Genomic DNA, 18696 nt, shown 5'->3' with positions numbered 1-18696 from the left:
TCGAACCCAAGCAAGCTGTAGAGGAATCATAGAAAGTAACCCAGGGCGGATTTCCACCGAGGTCGCGGCTGCTGCACTGATCGCAGCCTGATTGAGCCGTAGGTTATCTTCATTCACTCGAGCGCCGAACGTCACTGCAATTGAAGGATTTCCGACGATGATACTGCGATGACGGCTCCACTTTCCGATCCCCGCTTCGAGATGGGCAAAGGATCTCAATCGCCGCTGTGCAAGCGACGCAGGCAAAAGAGCTCCTAAAGTTTTGGAAGCATTGAAAAGAAGCCCGGTATTGAGACCCCCCATCCTGCACATTCTTATCACTACGGGGGATGGCGGCGTCATTTCACGATCACTTCACACGATCCAGTTCAGCACCAGGTTCGAAACCGTGACGAAAGCATCGCGGCCAACGCGCGCTCTCTTGTCAGTAGTCCGGGGGTCGAAGTTGAGCGAAGGCGCTTGCGAAACCTTGGCCTCACCAAGGGGATCAGTTTCTCGCTTCGCCTGAAAGACCTCGATCGTCATCAGGATTACCGGTGAATGTTTTAGCCCGGAGTATGATCACTCTCGCCTCGAAGAATGACGGATCTGACCAATCTCCGCTCGAGATCTAATCCGACTGAGTGCAAAATCCTGTTCTTCCTGCAACTAGGTCGCTAAACAAAGTCTCGTACACGATGCAAGGCAGGCTTGTTCCCGTCGACCTTCAATTCTCAGCTTGGACAAGCGCCACCCGACGCCATTCCAGACGATCGCTTGACGATCGTTATGTCGTTTTGCGGTAACCCTAGGTAAAACTGAACCCGGAGCCCGCCCGTCCCGCCGAAAGCATTGATCAAACCATTGGAACGCTGGTGCCAACACCAGTCGCGGGATTAGTCATGCGAACGGTTGCGAGGACGGCAATGGCACTCAGACCGCCCGCGGCTGCGGCCTCCGTCGCTGACCTTCCTTTCCCTCGCAACCAAGAATTATCTCATTTTTCCAGAGGCTTAGTGATAGCTAACTCACCACGACGGAACTCGAAGAACACGGTCTGGCGGCAGGTCGAGGTTTTCCCGATCATGTCATGATGATGATCCCGCCTGGAAGACGTCAAGCGAAACCAATGAAGCTCCCACGCTTATATCCCCGATCGAGCAGCGACCGCCGAAAAGTCTGACGACCCTTACCAAACGCTTTCCAAGGGTGTGAGTCTCGAACAATCTGCGGTAACGGAACTCCGTCCTTGCGGTCGAATGACCGAGGCAAGCGTTACCTTGATCTCTTCCATCCTGCGCGGAATTCGCAGAAAAAAATCACTTTCCTTGCTGCAACGACAAGCGGTCAGAGCCTCCAACCTCACTCGTATTCCCGGCGAACCCTTCCTATCGGACGGCTCAACCGCTCCACACGTTCAGCGCGGTACCGCATTTTGCGTCCAACTTGAACATGAACCGAATCAATCGTAGGGCCTGCAGGGATATCAATCCCCCGCACCACGTGTCTTTCTGCCGATAAGGTCTCTTCGCTCTAACTCAAACCCTCCGCTCGGGATCGGCATTCGCCTTCAAGAGAGCCATGAGCATTGGACCAAGGGAAAACGCACCTCTCTGTGCCCGGCCGGTCAAATCTCTCAGGTATCCACCAGGCGAATTGATCATGTTGGCTCGCTCGAGCATGCAGGCGACTGACACCGCTGCGTTCTCTTGCCCCATGACATCACAAGCTTGTTGATACGCCGAGGGCGTGATCCCCAACATCGATCGGACGACCACGCCGGCTGACATGAAGTCACGCCACGACGTGATGCTCCCACCAGGCCCGTAGCCGACAATCTGCGGGCATGCTCTCAACACGGTACCCAGCGCGAAAACCTTGAGAGGTTCTCGTGATTGTTTCTCCGCCCGAGTATCTTCCACCGATTTCGCTTCCAGCTCGCTTTCAGAGCTTTGTTCAAATTCATTAGGAGATTCGGGATTCGAATTATGTATGTGCCGCTCAATATGAGCATCATTGGTGCCCGAAAAAACCGATTTATCGTGCTTTTCCAATCGATTGAGGATCTCTGTCCGCAAAACGAGCATTCCATCCAAAGCGCGGGTGACATCATCTAGTGATGCTACGCGCGGCAGGCGTCCAACGATGGCTGCATAAGCTGCTTCCATGGCATGCCAGTCACCACCTTCGACATCTTCTTCGATGGCAGCCGAGATCAACTTCCGCACATCACGTCTGCAGATGGTGAGATCTTCCTTAGACTTACGCAAGGCGGCGCGCGCGGTGATCACTTCCTGGGCCATCCCGGCGAGCTCTTCTGCTCGTGCGAGGAGCGGAGATAGGTCGAAACCGAACGCGCGTTCAACGTCGCCGGCGCCGTCCTTGCGGGCGTAACGTTTGCCGTTGGCACTGTCCTTGCGCACGATCAAACCCGCCTCGACTAGGAGGGCGAGGTGACGTCGCAACGTAGAACAAGGCATGCCGTTGGCTCTAAGGGAGAGCTGGAGATTGGAGGGATAGACCACGAGCTGGCCATCCTGACGCAGTTCGTTCTCGGGGTGAAAGCTCAACAGAGCGTCGAGCACTGCAAGGCTGTTCGACTGAAGGCCCAACTGCTCCATGGCAGCAGAGGCGTCTCGTTTAACCTTCCACTTGTCACAGGTCTTACCCGCTTTCAGCTCGGCAACCGATTGTTGCCGCCTGATCAAGGCAAGCGTCATCGGCCGCCGCCCGAACGGCGTCGCCACACTTTCCGTATGCATCGTCCTTTACCTTTCTTCAGGCAAAAGCAATTCGCTCATCAAAACGATGCCAAAGACTCTTGACGATGAATCCCGGAAATGCGATTCTACTGGTGCTTAGACAGATAGGGGCTTCCAGGACGGCGACGTTTTGGGGGCTCTTTTCTTTTGCGGGTTACGCTTCCTTTTTTGGCTGCTGTTTTGTGCGGTATTCTGCGTAGATCGAAGGCAACTGCTCCAATACGAAGGCGGCAAAATCTGGCATTGCCTTCCTGTCGATCGTCAGTTCAACCTTGGTCTTGTTCTGTTTAACTTGAGCAAGGCGCTGCCCGTCAGGCCCTGAAAGGACGTCTGGAGCTCCGCGTGTGATTCGACGCGGCTTCAGATGGGCAATCATGCTTTTGAAACGATCCTGCGACGGCAGGCTTTTGAGCGTATGCGCATAGCGGGTGGCATCCTCCGGTGAAGAAGCCTTTTCCAGCAGCTCGGTCAATTCGATCCAGCTGCGACGCCCGACACCCGGTGCCCGACCGATCGCATCGATCAGATCCGCGGGAAGGGCGTCAACGATGTTAAACATGCGCGTGAGATCGCTCTTATCGACAGACATGGCCGCCGTGATCACATCGCGGGCAAAACGCTCCTTGAGCCGCGCGGCAAAGCGGGCCTTTTCTATGAAGGTCAGGTCTTCACGTTCGTTGTTTTCCTGACCTTGAGCAATGACGAGCTGTTCGTCGCTTAGTTCTCGAACAATCGCCTTGACCTGAAGGCCCAGTTCGATGAGTGCCCGCAGACGACGATGGCCGAAAGCGACCTGATAACGGCCCGATTGCTCTGGATGAGGGCGAACAAGGATCGGAACCTGTTGGCCTTGCTCGCGAATGGATGTGATCAGACCATCGAGGTCTCCTTCCATTCGATCCTGCACGAAAGAAGGTTCGATGGAAGCGGCGTCGAGCTCGACGACGGCCTGGCCTTCAGCCAATTTCCGCTCGATTTCGTTTGCTCGACGGCTGCGATCGTTGAGATCACCCAACGATTTGCTGATTGCGGCCAGTGGCTTTGATCTCGGTGCGTCAAGAAGTGGCCGCGATGGCGGCGGAGCAGCTTGCTGCCCGTCCTTTGGCTCGCTGTGGAGCATCGGGAGAAGGTTTTTCCGGCTCATGATCTACCCCATGTCGCCTTAATCAGAGATTCGATCTCGGCGTTGACGTTGTTCATCGATTCCAGTGCCCGGTCGTATGTGGATCGGGTGAACTGGGCGCGTTCCACCTCGAATAGTGTCTGGTTGGTGATGCCTGCATCGGATACGGCTGTGCTCTTCAGCATCGGATTGACCAGCACGTTTTCGCCGAACATCGAGCGAAGGAAGGCAACCATCTGATTCTGCGGGCCGTCGGTCGGCTCAAACCGGGTAATGAGGTAACGCATCCAGTTGTTGCGATCCTCGGCGCCAGCTTCGGCGATTTCATCCAAAAGGGCACTTGTCATGGCGAGAAACTGGTTCATGGACATGACGTCAAGCATCTGCGGATGGATGGTGATCAGCACCGACGTTGCGGCCGTCAGTGCAGACAGCGTAAGAAAGCCCAACTGCGGGGGGCAGTCGATCACAACGACGTCGTAGGCGTCCTCGACGTCCTTGATAGCGGCCTGTAGGCGGGCAAAAAACAGGATATCGTCGGGTTTGCGTTGCAGCAAAGCCTTCGGAGTATCGTGTTCGAACTCCATGAGTTCCAGATTGCCTGGGATGACATGAAGATCAGGAATATAGGTTCCGCGAATGATTTCCTGGATAGGGCGGCGTTCTTCGTCGTAGCGGATGGCGCCATATACGGTTTCGTTTTCACCGACATCGAGTTCTGGCTGATTGCCGAACAGGGCTGACAGGCTGGCCTGAGGGTCGAGATCGATGGCAAGAACGCGGTAACCGCGCAGCGCCAGGTACTGGGCAAGATGGGCCGCGGTAGTGGTTTTCCCCGAGCCTCCCTTGAAGTTCATGACCGAGATGACCTGCAACTCCTCGCCCTCGCGGCGATGCGGCAGATATCGACCATTCGAGCGCGCAGGCTTGTCGAGATGGGCGCGCATTGAAGCGATGTCCTGCACCGAATACATACGCCTTCCGCCGGCGAGCGCCGGACTGAAGTCGCGCTCCGTGCCGTCGGACGCTTTCTTTTCCAATTCAACCGCACTTGTGCGAAGGTACCCTTCGGCCACCCCGAGCAGCTTTGCGGCTTCCGATGGAGAAAACGACCGAATGGTCTTGCGCGCATGCGGCGTAAAGATATTCGATTGGTGCTCTTGAAGCTTGGCCGAAAGAGACGCCGAATGGCTCGCGATCTTCGATCGGAGTGGTGAAGAGCGGCTGTCGCCATTGTTTGTGGTCTTGGTCATCATTTCGTCCATCAGGGCACGTATGCGGAAAACGCCCGAAAAACGTGAAAAATACGCATCTGAGGAGTGCATCGATTCTCTGACCCTTGCAAGCCTTTTAAAGTTAACGAAATCTTGCTCAACCCATGGCGTACACAGCTTTCCATGGCCCGAATGAGCATTTCATCGAAAATTCAGTGGGTTATCGCCTTGATGGCGTAATCCCGGCATTAGCAGCGCTGTCGCCATTGGGAGACCAAGAGCGGCCCCATCATGCAAGCCGGCTACGAGGTCACAGCCCCCAAAGCCTCGGCTTGTGCGAATCGTCGTCCCGCCGCGGGTGGCAAAAACAAGCTTGATGGCGTCACCGGTGTCTCGGCAGTCATTTCCGGCAGTGCTCGTTTCGCGCTACTCGCGACTGGCAAGTCGTAAAGTATTGCCGGCATTCCGCGCTCCCCTACGGTGATCCATCCATCGGCCTTCTCGTAACGTCTCCTTCGATTGCGCAGAATGATGACGACCGTCCGCCCAGTCGCAGAGCGGACAGGCCCTCGTGCATCGGTCGGATACTAAACACGACATCCAATGACATGCCGCCCAACTACATAACACCAATCTGCGCGCTCGCATTACCCGCAGATCTGCGAGTGGACGCGGGAGGCGTCGGCCCGCTACCAACCTGTTACCGCCTTTCCAAGCCAATGGCTTTGCAAGTTGACGGTGGACAACCCGCAAACCCGAACCTGCGACGGAACCTCAAAATGACCGACAGCAGCCGCCATTCGATGTCACGCCTGCTCAACAAACTCGAACATGCTCTCGGCCCGGAACTTTGTCGCGCAATCGACGAGCCCGATGTCATCGAAGTCATGCTGAACCCCGATGGCAAGCTATTCATCGAGCGTCTGGGCGGGTCGATCAATACACTCGGTCAGATGGCGGCTTCGGCGGCCGAAACGGTGATTGGCTGTGTGGCGCATGTCCTTGGCGTAGAAGTCGACAAAGGCCGGCCGATTATTTCCGGTGAGTTGCCGATGGGTGGACATCGTTTCGAAGGTCTACTGCCCCCTGTCGTTACCGCACCGACCTTTTCGATCCGCAGACGTGCATCGCGGCTTGTTCCGCTCGACGAGTATGTCCGCTCGCGCAACATCACCAACTGGCAGGCCGATGTTATCCGTAAGGCGGTCGCGAAGCGGTCGAACATCGTCATTGCAGGCGGTACCGGATCGGGAAAGACGACGCTGGCAAACGCCATTCTTGGGGAGATGGTTGCCTTTTCCCCCGAAGACCGCCTGATCATTCTCGAAGACACTGCTGAGATCTGCTGCGAGGCCGACAATGCCGTCTGCCTGCATACCAGTGAGGCGATCGACATGTCGCGGCTCCTGAAGACCACGATGCGGCTTCGCCCTGACCGCATCATCGTCGGAGAAGTGCGTGATGGCGCAGCGCTGACCCTCCTGAAAGCCTGGAACACCGGGCATCCAGGCGGCATCGCGACCGTTCACGCAAATTCGGCCCGCATGGCGCTACAGCGCCTTGAGCAACTGACTGCGGAAGCAAGCCTGCAACCGATGCAGGCGGTCATTGGTGAGGCAGTTGATCTCATCATCGCCATTCAGCGAACACCGAAAGGGCGGCAGGTCACCGAAATTCTGCACGTCGCCGGTTTCAGCGACGGCCATTATCACATCGAGGCTCGCGAGAAGGAGGCCCGTCATGCGGCTTAGAAAAACGCTATGTATCCTCGCGGCAGCTCTGTTTGTGGCCTCACCCGTCCTCGCAAGCTCGGGCGGATCGCTTCCTTGGGAGGGGCCGCTGGAGCAGATCCAGCAATCCATCACCGGACCGGTAGCCGGCTATATAGCGCTTGCCGCCGTGGCAATTGCCGGCGGCATGCTGATCTTCGGCGGTGAGCTCAACGATTTCGCGCGGCGGTTGGTCTACGTGGTGCTGGTCGCAGGGATCCTGCTTGGCGCGACGACGATCGTCGGCCTCTTCGGCTCGACCGGCGCTTCAATCGGCGGCTCGTTTGTCGTCAAGCAAACCGCGGTCACGAACTCCAATCGGGTCGGGCGAGGGGAGGGGCGTCATGGCTGACGCTGGCGCCAGGCTTCATCGTAACCGGATCCATCGCGCCTTGTCGCGACCGAACCTCTTGATGGGAGCGGACCGTGAGCTTGTGCTGCTGACCGGGCTCGCCGCGATCATTCTCATCTTCGTCGTTCTGACCGTCTACTCGGCCCTGTTTGGCGTTGCGATTTGGATCGTGGTCGTCGGCGCGCTCCGCATGATGGCGAAATCCGATCCCATGATGCGCAAAGTCTACGCCCGCCATATGCGCTATCGGGCGCATTACCTTCCGACCTCCGCGCCCTGGCGCCGTTATTAAGGATCTTGCGATGGTCGCATTGCGCACATTTCGATCGACAGGTCCATCATTCGCTGACCTGGTTCCCTATGCGGGCCTTGTCAACAACGGGATCCTTTTGCTGAAGGACGGCAGTCTGATGGCTGGGTGGTATTTTGCCGGTCCGGATTCCGAAAGCGCGACTGATTTCGAGCGCAACGAGCTTTCTCGTCAGATCAACGCGATCCTTTCCCGGCTCGGTACGGGCTGGATGATCCAGGTCGAGGCCGTGCGGGTGCCGACGATGGAATACCCGTCGGCTGAGCGCAGCTATTTCCCCGATACTGTCACGTCGTTGATCGATAACGAGCGTCGGCGGCATTTTGAACAGGAACGCGGGCATTTCGAAAGCAGGCACGCGCTCATTTTAACGTATCGGCCGCCAGAACGACGCCGATCCGGCCTGACCCGATATATCTACTCGGATACCGAAAGTCGCTCAGCAAAATATGCCGATACCGCTCTCGATGCCTTCCGTCGCTCGATCCGTGAGATTGAACAATATCTCGGCAATGTTCTCTCGATACAGCGCATGCAGACTCGAGAGGTTTCCGACCGGGATGGAGCTCGCCTTGCACGCTACGACGAGCTCTTCCAGTTCATTCGATTTGCCATAACCGGCGAGAACCACCCCGTCCGCCTGCCAGAGATTCCCATGTATCTGGACTGGCTGGCGACGGCGGAGCTGGAACACGGTCTGACGCCGCGGGTCGAAGGCCGATTTCTCGGCGTGATTGCAATCGATGGGCTTCCGGCCGAGAGTTGGCCGGGGATTTTGAACAGCCTGAATCTAATGCCACTGACCTATCGGTGGTCGTCGCGCTTCATCTTCCTCGATGCTGAGGAGGCCAAGCAGCGTCTGGAGCGGACCCGCAAGAAGTGGCAGCAGAAGGTTCGGCCGTTTTTCGACCAGCTGTTCCAGACGCAGTCCTGGTCGGTCGATCAGGACGCGATGGCGATGGTCGCCGAGACCGAGGATGCGATCGCTGAAGCCTCGTCGCAATTGGTGGCCTACGGTTATTACACCCCTGTTATCATTCTCTTCGACGAAAGCCGGTCGGCGCTGCAGGAGAAGGCCGAGGCGGTTCGTCGCCTTATCCAGGCGGAGGGCTTTGGAGCCCGCATCGAGACGCTGAATGCAACCGATGCCTTTCTCGGCAGCCTGCCGGGAAACTGGTACTGCAATATCCGCGAACCGCTGATCAATACGCGCAATCTGGCAGATCTCGTTCCGCTGAACTCTGTCTGGTCAGGACAGCCGTCCGCGCCATGCCCGTTCTATTCACCCGATGCGCCGCCACTGATGCAGGTGGCGTCCGGCTCGACTCCGTTCCGACTGAACCTGCATGTCGATGACGTCGGCCATACTTTGATTTTCGGACCAACCGGTTCCGGCAAGTCGACGCTCCTCGCTCTGATCGCCGCGCAATTTTGCCGATACGAGAAGGCGCAAGTCTTCGCCTTCGACAAAGGCGATTCGATGCTCCCACTGACGCTCGGCGTCGGCGGTGACCACTATGAGATCGGCGGCGAGAGCGGGGAGGGGGCCGGTCTTGCCTTCTGCCCATTGTCGGAGCTTTCGACCGACGCAGATCGGGCTTGGGCCTCCGAATGGATCGAAACTCTCGTTTCGCTTCAGGGTGTGACGGTTGCGCCGGACCATCGGAACGCGATCTCGAGGCAGATCGGATTGATGGCCTCGGCACCCGGGCGTTCGCTGTCGGATTTCGTCAGTGGCGTTCAGATGCGCGAGATCAAGGATGCCCTTCATCACTATACGGTCGACGGCCCGATGGGTCAGCTCCTCGACGCGGAAGAGGATGGCCTGACGCTAGGGCGCTTCCAGTGTTTTGAGATCGAGCAGTTGATGAATATGGGCGAGCGCAATCTCGTGCCGGTCCTGACCTATCTTTTCCGACGCATCGAGAGGCGGCTCGACGGCTCGCCGAGCCTCATCGTTCTGGACGAGGCATGGCTGATGCTCGGCCATCCTGTGTTTCGCGGCAAAATCCGGGAATGGCTCAAGGTGCTGCGCAAGGCGAACTGCGCCGTAATCCTCGCGACGCAGTCCATCTCCGATGCTGAGCGCTCGGGCATCATCGACGTGCTGAAGGAATCTTGCCCAACCAAGATTTGCCTTCCGAATGGTGCAGCCCGGGAAACCGGCACCCGCGATTTCTACGAGCGGATCGGCTTCAACGAGCGGCAGATTGAGATCGTCGCGAACGCCATCCCGAAACGCGAATACTACGTGACGTCGCCCGACGGCCGCAGGCTCTTCGACATGTCTCTCGGTCCGGTCACACTTTCCTTCGTCGGCGCCTCTGGCAACGCCGATCTGGCCCGCATCAGGGAACTCTCGTCGACGCATGGCCATGAATGGCCGGGGCAGTGGCTCATCGAAAGGGGGATCAACCGCTATGAGTGAAGAAGTCCAGTTCTTGAAACTCGGCAAATCGTTGGCGGCGGGGCTGGTCGCCGCCGGGCTTATCGCAACGCCCAGTGCGACCAACGCAGGAGGCGCGGTTACCGGCGCGACCGAGATGACGCAGATGCTCAACAATGGTGAGCTTATCCACCTTGTTGGCCAGTCGACCGAGCAGATCAACAATCAGATCAAACAAATCACCCAGCTTGCCGAGCAGATCCAAAACCAGCTCAACATCTACCAGAACATGCTGCAGAACACGGCCCAGCTTCCGAGCCACATTTGGGGCCAGGTCGAAGGCGATCTCAATCAGCTCCGCGACGTCGTCAATCAAGGTCAGGGCATCGCCTTTTCCATGGGCAATGCCGACGATCTACTGAAGCAACGGTTCAAAAGCTACTCGGACCTGAAGACGAGCTTGCCCAACGCCGAGAGCTTTTCGTCTACCTATCAGACGTGGTCGAATACCAACCGCGACACGATTTCCAGCACGCTCAAGGCGGCAAGCCTCACTGCCGATCAGTTCGACAGTGAAGAGGATACGATGGGCCAGCTACGATCGATGTCGCAATCGGCGGACGGCCAGATGAAGGCGCTTCAGGTCGGCCACCAGATTGCCGCCCAGCAGGTTGCCCAGATGCAAAAGCTCCGCGGCATTGTCTCCCAGCAGACCACGATGATGGGGACCTGGCTGCAGAGCGAACAGACAGACAAGGATCTCGCACAGGCGCGTCGCGAGAAATTCTTCAATGCCGACGTCCAATCCATTCCCTCCGGGCAGAAAATGGAGCCTCGATGGTGACCCGCCCCGCATTGATCGCCTCTGTATGCATCGTGACATCAGGGATTGCCGCGATCACCCCCGTCGTTCTGAGTCACGGAGAGAGCGCCGCCGCGCCGCGGATGACTTACGCCCAACGAGCAACACGCGAGAAGTCCTCTGACGCCGCCCCCAAGCGAAAAGGGTCAGGAAATGCGACCAAAATGGTGAAACACGGTCGCAGAAGCCCCATCCTGGTTGTCGGTATCGCCTTCATGGCTTTGGCGGGGCCGGCTCTCGCTCAACAAGGCCAAGTCCTGACGGAGTTGGAAAATCAGGTCTCGATGGCCACCAAAGGGTGGGAAACCACCGTCATGGATGCGGCGAAATCGCTGTTCTGGATCCTTGCGGGCATCGAGGTCGGCATTGCAGCCGTGTGGCTCGCGATCCAGGCAGCGTCGCTGGACAGTTGGTTTGCCGAGCTCGTCCGGCGCATCATGTTCATCGGCTTCTTCGCGTTCGTGCTCACGCAAGGTCCGACGTTCGCCAAGGCGGTCGTCGATAGTCTGTTTCAGATCGGCTCCGGCGGAGGCTCAGCTTCGCCAGCAGACATTTTCGACGCCGGCATTCGCGTTGCCTCCCAGATGTCGCAACAGGCGAAGTTTGGTGTTTTTGAAGACAATGCCTTGGCGATCGCCGCAGTGCTTGCCATGGGCATCGTTGTCATCTGTTTCTCGCTCGTTGCGGCAATCTTCGTCTCGGTGATGGTCGAGATGTATGTCGGACTTCTGGCAGGCATGATCATGCTCGGGCTCGGCGGCTCATCCTTCACCAAGGACTTTGCGATCCGCTATCTCGTCTATGCCTTTGGCGTCGGGATGAAGCTGATGGCCTTGGTCATGATCGCCAAGATCGGATCCAACGTCCTGCTCGGCCTTGCACAGGCGCCGACAGCCGAAAGCGACCAGTTCATCACCACGCTCGCGATCGCCGGCATCTCCGTCGTCGTCTTCATCATCGCGATGTATGTCCCCAACATCATCCAGGGCGTCGTGCAGGGGGCTTCGGTCTCCGGCGGCATGGAGACAATTCGCCACGGCGGACAGACGGCCTCGTTTGCAGCGGGTGGCGCGTTTCTTGGCGCCGGCGCGGTTGGCGCTGGTTTTGCGGCCGCGCAGGCAGCGCGCGCCGGTGGATCGTCGGCCGCAGGCTCGGTGCTCAAAGGCATGGGCGCAAGTTTCAGCTCCGGCGCCATGGCTGCCGGATCGGCCGCCAAGGAAAAGGCGATCGGGTCGCCCGGCGCCTATGCCGGCTCGCTTCTTGGCTTGGCCAACGCGAAACTCGATCAGGCAAGGGGCAATCCTTCAGCTCCGCCACCTCCTCCGGAAAGACCGGACAAACCATAGTTCACGGACAGGATCGCACACATGGCAGGGCATCCCGCACCTGAGAACCCGTATCTTGCCGCAAGGCAGGAATGGTCAGAACGTTACGGCTCCTACGTCAAGGCGGCCTCCGCCTGGCGGACCGTTGGCATCCTGAGCCTGGGATTGGCCGTTATCGGCGTCAGCTACGCGCTCTATCTAAGCACGCAGGTCAAGCTCGTTCCTTACATCGTCGAGGTCGACAAACTCGGAAATACGGTTTCCGGCGGCTTCCCGCAGAAGATCGAATACGCCGATACGCGGGTTGTTCGCGCGACCCTTGGGAATTTTGTGACCAGCTTCCGTTCGATCACGCCGGATGCGGTGGTCCAGAAGCAATATATCGACCGCACTTATGCCCTGCTGCGAACGAGTGACGCTTCGACGCAAAAGGTCAACGCTTGGTTTCGAGGCAACTCGCCGTTCGAAAAGGCGGTCAACGCAACGGTGGCGATTGAGGTGAACAACATCGTCGCGCTTTCGAACCAGACCTATCAGATCGACTGGACCGAGTACGAGCGCGATCGCAAAGGCAAGGAGGTCGCAACCCGTCGCTTTCGAGGGATCGCGACCGTGTCGATGACCTCACCACAAGACGAAGCAACAATCCGGCTCAATCCGATCGGCGTCTATGTGACCGATTTCGACTGGACCGCGCAACTTTGAGGGCAGGATCTGCAATGAGGATCAAACACAAACACGCCGCTCTTCGCTGCATGCTGGCGCTTGCCTTATCAGCCGCGGTCTCGACGACGGCTATTGCTCAAAGTCTGACGGGCAATGAGGTGAAGGGGACGAACCTTTCCGGAAAATGGCGGGGACAGGCCGGGCTGGTGACACGTGGACCGGACGGTAAGGTGATCTTTCTCTTCGGTGAGACGCAGCCGTCTGTCGTCTGCTCGCCCTTGCAGGTCTGCGATATCGAGCTCCAGGGCGGCGAAATCGTTCGCGACGTTCTGGTCGGCGACACCGTTCGATGGAAGGTCGAACCGGCAACCTCTGGCGCCGCCGGTGGTCAGGCGATCCACCTCATCGTCAAGCCGTCCGAGCCGGGGCTCGTCACGTCGATGGTGGTGACGACCTCGCGTCGCACCTATCATATGCAGCTGAAGTCGCATCCCTCGCAGTACATGGCCCGCATCGGGTTCGAATATCCCGAAGATGCCGCCACAAAGCTCTCCGACATCAACGCCCGCCTCCAGGCCATGACTGGACCGGAGGGCGGTGTCGCTCCCGAACAGCTGGCTTTCTCCTATGCCTTGAGCGGAAGCGCTCCCTGGCGCCCCAAGCGCGTCTATTCCGATGGGCAAAAGACCTACATTCAGTTCCCTCGCGCAATCTCCAGTCAGGATGCGCCAGTCCTGTTCGTCGTCTCGGGCGGCCAGAACCGCATCGTCAATTACCGGATGAAGAACGACATGATGATTGTCGACTACAATATCGACAAGGCGGTACTGATATCCGGCGTCGGCTGGAAACAGCAGAAGATCACCATCCGGCGGGGAGGATAATTCATGCAGCTTCATTGCCTCATTTCGATTGTAATCGCTCTCGGCCTAACTGGATGCCAGACGGCAACCGACGGGCTCTCTACAACTGCTGCACCTGCGGAAATCACCGGACCCACAGCGGGCGCTATTGCCGGCGACATGGCAGGACGCTTCGCCGAGCAAGCCGGATCGACGACCACTCCCATCAAACTGCGCGACGACAGGTCGGAATTCTCCGTTGCGCTCGAGGCGGCGTTGAGGGGGTGGGGCTTTGCAGTTGTTACCGATGGCAAGAGCGCGGGCGCGAAGGATTCAACCAAGCCGGTAGAGCTGGCCTATTCGATTGCTGCGGTAGACGGGCAGGTCCTCGCGCGCCTGTCGACGGACACCATGTCGCTCGGCCGGGCATATTCAGTCAGCAATGGTATTGCGACGCCGGCAAGCCCCCTTTCCCTCATGAAGCGAAACTGACAGGCGGAGACGATCATGGTCCAATCGCTGCAACTGGGAACGTCAAATCAATCGGCTGACGAGAAAGGGATGAAGCGCCTCAACCGCGTGCCTCTGTTTGTCGGCATCGGGATACTGGTGCTGTTCCTCGCCGTTCTGGTCTACGGCCTTTCCTCGCGTGGGCTGAGGTTTGGTCAGCACGATCCAAACGATGGCGAATCCGGAACACCAGCTTCGACCTTCGCCGATCAGCTTAAGCGGGGTGTCAAAGATGGCATTATCGGTGACCGGGAGGAACAGCAGCCAGTGTTTCAGCCACCCCCTGTTTCGCAGCAGCAGGAAGCCGCTCGTCCGATAGAGGCAACACCCAAGGCCGAACCCCGGCAGCCTGGTAGGTCCCGTATGGAATCGGACGAGGAGTGGAATGCCAGGATGCTTCGCGAACAGCGAGAACAGATCTTCCGCGAACAGCAGCGCCAGCGCATGGCAAGCCTGCAGGCGAGGGGGGCGGCCTTCGACTCGCCGCTGAAGGTCGACATGTCAGATGTTTCGGCACAATCGCCGGTCGCTCAATCTGCTGGAGCGCGTCAATCGAACACCGCGTCGAGCGGCGCGCAAGATCTCTATGCCGCAGCGTTGAGAGCGGGCGCGGCCGGTCAAGTCGATCAGAATGGACAAGCGTCCAAGGAAGATTTCTTCAACGCTGATATCAAGGATCTCGGGTACCTGCCCAATCAGGTCGTGCCACAGCAGTCACCATACGAGCTCAAACGTGGATCAGTAATTCCCGCGACGCTAATCACGGGCATCAATTCCGACTTGCCGGGCCGCATCACGGCCCAAATCAGCCACAACGTTTATGACAGCGCGACTGGCCACTACACGCTTGTGCCACAGGGCACGAAGTTTCTTGGCCGATACGATAGCAAGGTGTCGTTCGGGCAAAACCGCGTTCTCGTGGTCTGGACCGACATTATCTTTCCGAATGGTTCGACCCTGCAGATCGGCGGCATGGCTGGGACCGACGCTGAAGGCTATGGCGGTTTCAACGACAAGGTCGATAACCACTATATCAGGACGTTCGGGTCGGCCGCGCTGGTCGCGCTGATCGGGACGGGGATCGACATGTCGATGCCTGAGAGCTCGACTCTTGCCACGCAGGACACAGCCTCAGATGCGGCACGTCGGAATTTCGCCGAGACTTTCGGAAGGGTCGCGGAACAGACAATCTTGAAAAACCTCAATGTCCAGCCGACGATAAAGATCAGGCCCGGTTACAGGTTCAATGTGCTCGTTGATCAAGACATCATTTTCCCGGGGAACTACAGGGGTTAAAGTGTGACACGCCCCCGGGTTCATAAGGACAAGAAGTTCGATGGTCGATAGAATGTCAGAGCGCGCGAAGGTCGATCTCGACCGTGTAATGCAACAGCTCGGCGCTATTGCGCCTGCACCCTCACACTACTGGTGCTACCAGTCGCTGTCATAGCGACGTCGCCAGTCGCGATCACGTTGCTCATAGTGGCGATTGCTTTCTCTAAGATCTCGGTCGCGGTAATAGCGCCGCTCGGCGCGCTCAGGGTGTTTGGTACAGCGCCAGGGTTCACGATGGCATACGTTCGCGTCAGCTCCAAGCAAGCTGTCGTGCCCGCCCTTTCCTTTAACGTCGAAGGCATCGGCCGCGCCTGCGGCCAAAAGCGCTATGCCGATTGCAATGAACACGTTTCCCCATTTTGTGCATCGATGAACACTCAGCGGGCGGTGGACATCGCCGCTTAAACATGTGACCCCGCTTGAATGTTCCACCCTGCAGACCTCGTAGTTTTTGAGTTGATTCCTCTCGCATCGCGCTCTTGTAAGTTGTAAATTACTGCGGTAATCTAGCAAAGCGAGCACTTATTGCGGGGGGTTGAGCACCGAATTTCGCCCGCCGTCACTGCGAGCCTGGCGAACCAAAGCCTCGCGGCTCACCAAAGTCTCGATGAAATAAACGTTTGCAGCGACTTCGCGTTAGGCACTTGATCCCCACGACGCACCTGGTAGACGTTCGCGCTTTTGCTGGAATCCCTGTAACGAAATTTTGGCAAGCACCTCAGGAGGGCCTCAAAGATGACAGACATCCAAGTGGAGGCGCTCATCGCGCCCATGGAAAAGAGGATGGAGGACGCCGCCAAGTCTCCAGAAGACGCACGCCGTCATCTGATGGACGCCGGCATTGTGTCTGCCGATCGCAACCTTACGGCGGCCGTCGCGATGGTGAACGGCCGAGAGACCCACCTAGTGAAAACTGGTTAAACGTTTAATAAAATATTTGAGGTTGCGAGAGCATTGATATCCAACATTTTTGTTGGGGTGGAATCAAATGCCAGACGTCGCAGTCAAAAGACCTCTTTGGGTCACCATAACCGCATGCGGCTTTGCCGCTGTCTTGTTCTCCAGCGTCGCCATCGGCACTACGGTTCTGTATAGGCAGACCATAGCCGAGCATCAGGCCCTGACACGCGAAGCTGCTGGTGACCTTGCCCTAATCCAAACAGACATGGATGCGCAACAGAAGGCGGCGTCAGCGCTTGCGATTGCACTTGCAGGTGAGCCGGATGTCGCACGGCTGGTTTCCGCGAACGCTCGCGATGAGCTAATCACGCGACACCTCAATGCCATGCCGGCCATAAAGGAGAACGGCGGATTACAGAACATAACGTTCACCGACGCCAAGGGTGTGGCACTGGCTCGCATTCACACACCGGATAAATTCGGAGACGACATGACGGGACGTCGCAAGACCGTCGTGGCAGCGCTAGCGTCCGGAAAACTTGTTGCGGGTATCGAGCCGGGCAAGTCAGCAGTCTCCATGTTTGCGTCGGCACCCATTATTGCCGATGGTAAAACGATTGGTGTTGTTGATGTCGGAACCGGGCTGACAAACGCCTATTTCGAACCTATCGCCGCCAAGCTGGATGGTGACATCACGGTCTACATTGCGACCGACGGGAAGTTTGCGGTGCAAGCCTCCACAGCAGTCAAACCATTTACCTCCGAGCAAGAGCTGACCTCGGCGTTTAACGGAGAGGCAGTCGACTTTGAGATCGAAGAAAATGGCAAGAGCCTCGTGGTCAACGCCGTCCCATTCAAGAATTTCTCCGGCCAGACAATCGGCGTCCTGGAAGTTGCATCGAATGTCAGCGAAGTAGCTCAGGAAGCATCGGCCTCAATCAGGATGACTGCGATCGGCATTATCATCGTATCATTGCTGTCGCTCTTGGGCTTCTTCTTCTTCGCCCGAGCTCTCGGCGGAGTGATCTCACGGATCACGATGACGATGGCGAAGCTTGCATCGGGCGATCTCAGCCCCACAGTCGAGGGGAACACCCGCCCGGACGAGATCGGCGCGATGGCGCGCGCGGTGCAGGTTTTCAAAGACAATGCAGTGCGCACCGGACAACTTGAAAAGGACGCTGCGCAGCAGCGGGCTCTGACGGAAGACGAACGTCGCGCAAACAGCGAGCGCGATCGGGTTCGCGCTGAGGAAATGGCGCAAGCAACGAGCGGCCTTGCGGATGGTCTCAAACACCTTGCGTCGGGCGATCTCAGCTTCCAACTCACGACGCGTTTCGCAGACGATTTTGAGACACTCCGAGCAGATTTCAATCAGGCGGTCGAACAGCTACGGTCGACACTCACGTCGGTGGCGGGAGCAACGAGCTCAATCGAGAGCGGCTCGCGTGAGATCAGCCAGAGCGCTGATGACCTTTCGAAGCGTACCGAGCAGCAGGCCGCCTCGTTGGAGGAGACCGCCGCTGCGCTTGACGAGATCACGGCAAATGTTTCGAACTCGTCGAAGCGGGCTGAGGAAGCCCGCACTGTCGCGGTTCAGGCTAACCAGAGTGCCCGCCAATCTGGTGAGGTCGTACAGAGTGCCGTGGACGCGATGAGTAGGATCGAGCGATCTTCCAACGAGATATCGAACATCATCGGAGTCATCGACGAGATCGCGTTCCAGACCAACCTCCTTGCCCTCAATGCGGGCGTCGAAGCTGCGCGGGCAGGGGATGCGGGTAAGGGTTTCGCTGTCGTTGCCCAGGAAGTTCGTGAACTTGCTCAGCGATCGGCTAAGGCCGCTAAGGAGATCAAGGATCTCATCCAGAATTCGAACGACGAAGTTCAGAACGGGGTTCGGCTTGTAAGCCAGACTGGCGAATCTCTTAGAACGATTGAAGCTCAAATAGTGACCATGAATCACCATATGGATTCGATTGCCACTTCTGCCCGTGAGCAGTCCATCGGCTTGGCCGAAGTGAATACGGCCGTCAATCAGATGGATCAAGTGACACAGCAGAATGCTGCTATGGTCGAAGAGGCCAACGCGGCCGGCGCGACGCTGGCGGCAGAATCCGCGAAACTCAATGAACTCGTAGAGCGGTTTCGCTTGAACAATGTGAGCGCCGGACCTGCGGTGAGGGCACTTGCCCACAACGAAAATTCAGTACCTTCGCCCGCCCGGGCGTTGGCCAGCAAGCTCACGCGTGTGTTCTCTGGCGGAAGACAATCCTCCGCCCTTCAGGCGACATCAGCAGACCACTGGGAGGAGTTCTGAGGAGAGTCTAGCCCCTAAGGCCTTGTGCCAGTCGTCGTTTT

The 18696-nt window shown here is 57.9% G+C and carries 17 protein-coding genes; 13 read left to right on the top strand and 4 right to left on the bottom strand.

Features of this window, described 5'->3' with window-relative positions; all coding sequences use genetic code 11:
- Positions 1-354 precede the first annotated feature (354 nt).
- The 4 genes from QTL96_RS27830 to repA all read right to left on the bottom strand — a co-directional run bounded on the left by QTL96_RS27830 (position 355) and on the right by repA (position 5117).
- Positions 355-525, bottom strand: a complete 171-nt coding sequence (locus QTL96_RS27830; RefSeq protein ID WP_165937023.1) for a hypothetical protein — start codon at positions 523-525, stop codon at positions 355-357.
- A gap of 992 nt (positions 526-1517) precedes the next feature.
- On the bottom strand, positions 1518-2741 hold the full coding sequence (gene repC, locus QTL96_RS27825) for a plasmid replication protein RepC (RefSeq protein ID WP_289729990.1): 1224 nt from the start codon (positions 2739-2741) through the stop codon (positions 1518-1520).
- A gap of 154 nt (positions 2742-2895) precedes the next feature.
- A complete protein-coding gene (gene repB / locus QTL96_RS27820; protein WP_289729989.1) occupies positions 2896-3885 on the bottom strand; it encodes a plasmid partitioning protein RepB in 990 nt (329 codons plus the stop codon).
- Positions 3882-5117 carry a plasmid partitioning protein RepA gene (gene repA, locus QTL96_RS27815; RefSeq protein WP_289729988.1) on the bottom strand — a complete coding sequence of 412 codons (1236 nt, stop codon included), beginning with the start codon at positions 5115-5117 and terminating at the stop codon, positions 3882-3884. Before repA ends, repB begins: the two co-directional genes overlap by 4 nt.
- A gap of 740 nt (positions 5118-5857) precedes the next feature.
- Between repA and trbB the strand changes: the two genes are divergently transcribed.
- From trbB to QTL96_RS27750, 13 genes are all read left to right on the top strand, one after another.
- Complete coding sequence (trbB, locus tag QTL96_RS27810) at positions 5858-6829, top strand: P-type conjugative transfer ATPase TrbB (protein ID WP_289729987.1); 972 nt, start codon at positions 5858-5860, stop codon at positions 6827-6829.
- Positions 6819-7199 (top strand): TrbC/VirB2 family protein, encoded by a 381-nt coding sequence (locus QTL96_RS27805; RefSeq protein WP_289729986.1) that lies wholly within the window; start codon positions 6819-6821, stop codon positions 7197-7199. Before trbB ends, QTL96_RS27805 begins: the two co-directional genes overlap by 11 nt.
- Positions 7192-7491 carry a conjugal transfer protein TrbD gene (locus QTL96_RS27800; protein WP_289729985.1) on the top strand — a complete coding sequence of 100 codons (300 nt, stop codon included), beginning with the start codon at positions 7192-7194 and terminating at the stop codon, positions 7489-7491. Before QTL96_RS27805 ends, QTL96_RS27800 begins: the two co-directional genes overlap by 8 nt.
- Before the next feature lie 10 nt (positions 7492-7501).
- Entirely contained in the window at positions 7502-9937 is a 2436-nt protein-coding gene (locus tag QTL96_RS27795) for a conjugal transfer protein TrbE (protein ID WP_289729984.1), read from the top strand.
- Positions 9930-10739, top strand: coding sequence for a P-type conjugative transfer protein TrbJ (gene trbJ / locus QTL96_RS27790; protein WP_112821344.1), 810 nt, complete (start codon positions 9930-9932; stop codon positions 10737-10739). Before QTL96_RS27795 ends, trbJ begins: the two co-directional genes overlap by 8 nt.
- A gap of 182 nt (positions 10740-10921) precedes the next feature.
- Positions 10922-12103 carry a P-type conjugative transfer protein TrbL gene (gene trbL, locus QTL96_RS27785; protein WP_289729983.1) on the top strand — a complete coding sequence of 394 codons (1182 nt, stop codon included), beginning with the start codon at positions 10922-10924 and terminating at the stop codon, positions 12101-12103.
- Positions 12104-12124: 21 nt separating this feature from the next.
- Positions 12125-12787 carry a conjugal transfer protein TrbF gene (locus tag QTL96_RS27780; protein WP_289729982.1) on the top strand — a complete coding sequence of 221 codons (663 nt, stop codon included), beginning with the start codon at positions 12125-12127 and terminating at the stop codon, positions 12785-12787.
- Positions 12788-12801: 14 nt separating this feature from the next.
- Positions 12802-13632, top strand: a complete 831-nt coding sequence (gene trbG / locus QTL96_RS27775) for a P-type conjugative transfer protein TrbG (protein WP_289729981.1) — start codon at positions 12802-12804, stop codon at positions 13630-13632.
- A 3-nt stretch (positions 13633-13635) separates the two neighbouring features.
- Positions 13636-14082 carry a conjugal transfer protein TrbH gene (trbH, locus tag QTL96_RS27770; RefSeq protein ID WP_132671331.1) on the top strand — a complete coding sequence of 149 codons (447 nt, stop codon included), beginning with the start codon at positions 13636-13638 and terminating at the stop codon, positions 14080-14082.
- A gap of 15 nt (positions 14083-14097) precedes the next feature.
- A complete protein-coding gene (gene trbI, locus QTL96_RS27765) occupies positions 14098-15396 on the top strand; it encodes an IncP-type conjugal transfer protein TrbI (protein ID WP_289729980.1) in 1299 nt (432 codons plus the stop codon).
- A 273-nt stretch (positions 15397-15669) separates the two neighbouring features.
- On the top strand, positions 15670-15840 hold the full coding sequence (locus tag QTL96_RS27760) for a hypothetical protein (protein WP_289729979.1): 171 nt from the start codon (positions 15670-15672) through the stop codon (positions 15838-15840).
- Between the two features lie 330 nt (positions 15841-16170).
- Positions 16171-16356 carry a hypothetical protein gene (locus QTL96_RS27755; protein ID WP_289729978.1) on the top strand — a complete coding sequence of 62 codons (186 nt, stop codon included), beginning with the start codon at positions 16171-16173 and terminating at the stop codon, positions 16354-16356.
- 67 nt (positions 16357-16423) lie between these two features.
- Positions 16424-18655, top strand: coding sequence for a methyl-accepting chemotaxis protein (locus tag QTL96_RS27750; protein WP_289729977.1), 2232 nt, complete (start codon positions 16424-16426; stop codon positions 18653-18655).
- Positions 18656-18696 lie beyond the last annotated feature (41 nt).

This window comes from Rhizobium sp. S163 (assembly GCF_030380805.1).
GTDB lineage: Bacteria > Pseudomonadota > Alphaproteobacteria > Rhizobiales > Rhizobiaceae > Rhizobium.
Note: the sequence above shows the minus strand (reverse complement) of the source record. Positions and strands in the feature narration are given on the sequence as shown.

Bases quoted from the DNA above. Each gene is read 5' to 3' on its own strand.
- QTL96_RS27830 (WP_165937023.1), bottom strand. From the start codon at position 525: ATGACGATCGAGGTCTTTCAGGCGAAGCGAGAAACTGATCCCCTTGGT.
- repC (WP_289729990.1), bottom strand. From the start codon at position 2,741: ATGCATACGGAAAGTGTGGCGACGCCGTTCGGGCGGCGGCCGATGACG.
- repB (WP_289729989.1), bottom strand. From the start codon at position 3,885: ATGAGCCGGAAAAACCTTCTCCCGATGCTCCACAGCGAGCCAAAGGAC.
- repA (WP_289729988.1), bottom strand. From the start codon at position 5,117: ATGACCAAGACCACAAACAATGGCGACAGCCGCTCTTCACCACTCCGA.
- trbB (WP_289729987.1), top strand. From the start codon at position 5,858: ATGACCGACAGCAGCCGCCATTCGATGTCACGCCTGCTCAACAAACTC.
- QTL96_RS27805 (WP_289729986.1), top strand. From the start codon at position 6,819: ATGCGGCTTAGAAAAACGCTATGTATCCTCGCGGCAGCTCTGTTTGTG.
- QTL96_RS27800 (WP_289729985.1), top strand. From the start codon at position 7,192: ATGGCTGACGCTGGCGCCAGGCTTCATCGTAACCGGATCCATCGCGCC.
- QTL96_RS27795 (WP_289729984.1), top strand. From the start codon at position 7,502: ATGGTCGCATTGCGCACATTTCGATCGACAGGTCCATCATTCGCTGAC.
- trbJ (WP_112821344.1), top strand. From the start codon at position 9,930: ATGAGTGAAGAAGTCCAGTTCTTGAAACTCGGCAAATCGTTGGCGGCG.
- trbL (WP_289729983.1), top strand. From the start codon at position 10,922: ATGGTGAAACACGGTCGCAGAAGCCCCATCCTGGTTGTCGGTATCGCC.
- QTL96_RS27780 (WP_289729982.1), top strand. From the start codon at position 12,125: ATGGCAGGGCATCCCGCACCTGAGAACCCGTATCTTGCCGCAAGGCAG.
- trbG (WP_289729981.1), top strand. From the start codon at position 12,802: ATGAGGATCAAACACAAACACGCCGCTCTTCGCTGCATGCTGGCGCTT.
- trbH (WP_132671331.1), top strand. From the start codon at position 13,636: ATGCAGCTTCATTGCCTCATTTCGATTGTAATCGCTCTCGGCCTAACT.
- trbI (WP_289729980.1), top strand. From the start codon at position 14,098: ATGGTCCAATCGCTGCAACTGGGAACGTCAAATCAATCGGCTGACGAG.
- QTL96_RS27760 (WP_289729979.1), top strand. From the start codon at position 15,670: ATGGCATACGTTCGCGTCAGCTCCAAGCAAGCTGTCGTGCCCGCCCTT.
- QTL96_RS27755 (WP_289729978.1), top strand. From the start codon at position 16,171: ATGACAGACATCCAAGTGGAGGCGCTCATCGCGCCCATGGAAAAGAGG.
- QTL96_RS27750 (WP_289729977.1), top strand. From the start codon at position 16,424: ATGCCAGACGTCGCAGTCAAAAGACCTCTTTGGGTCACCATAACCGCA.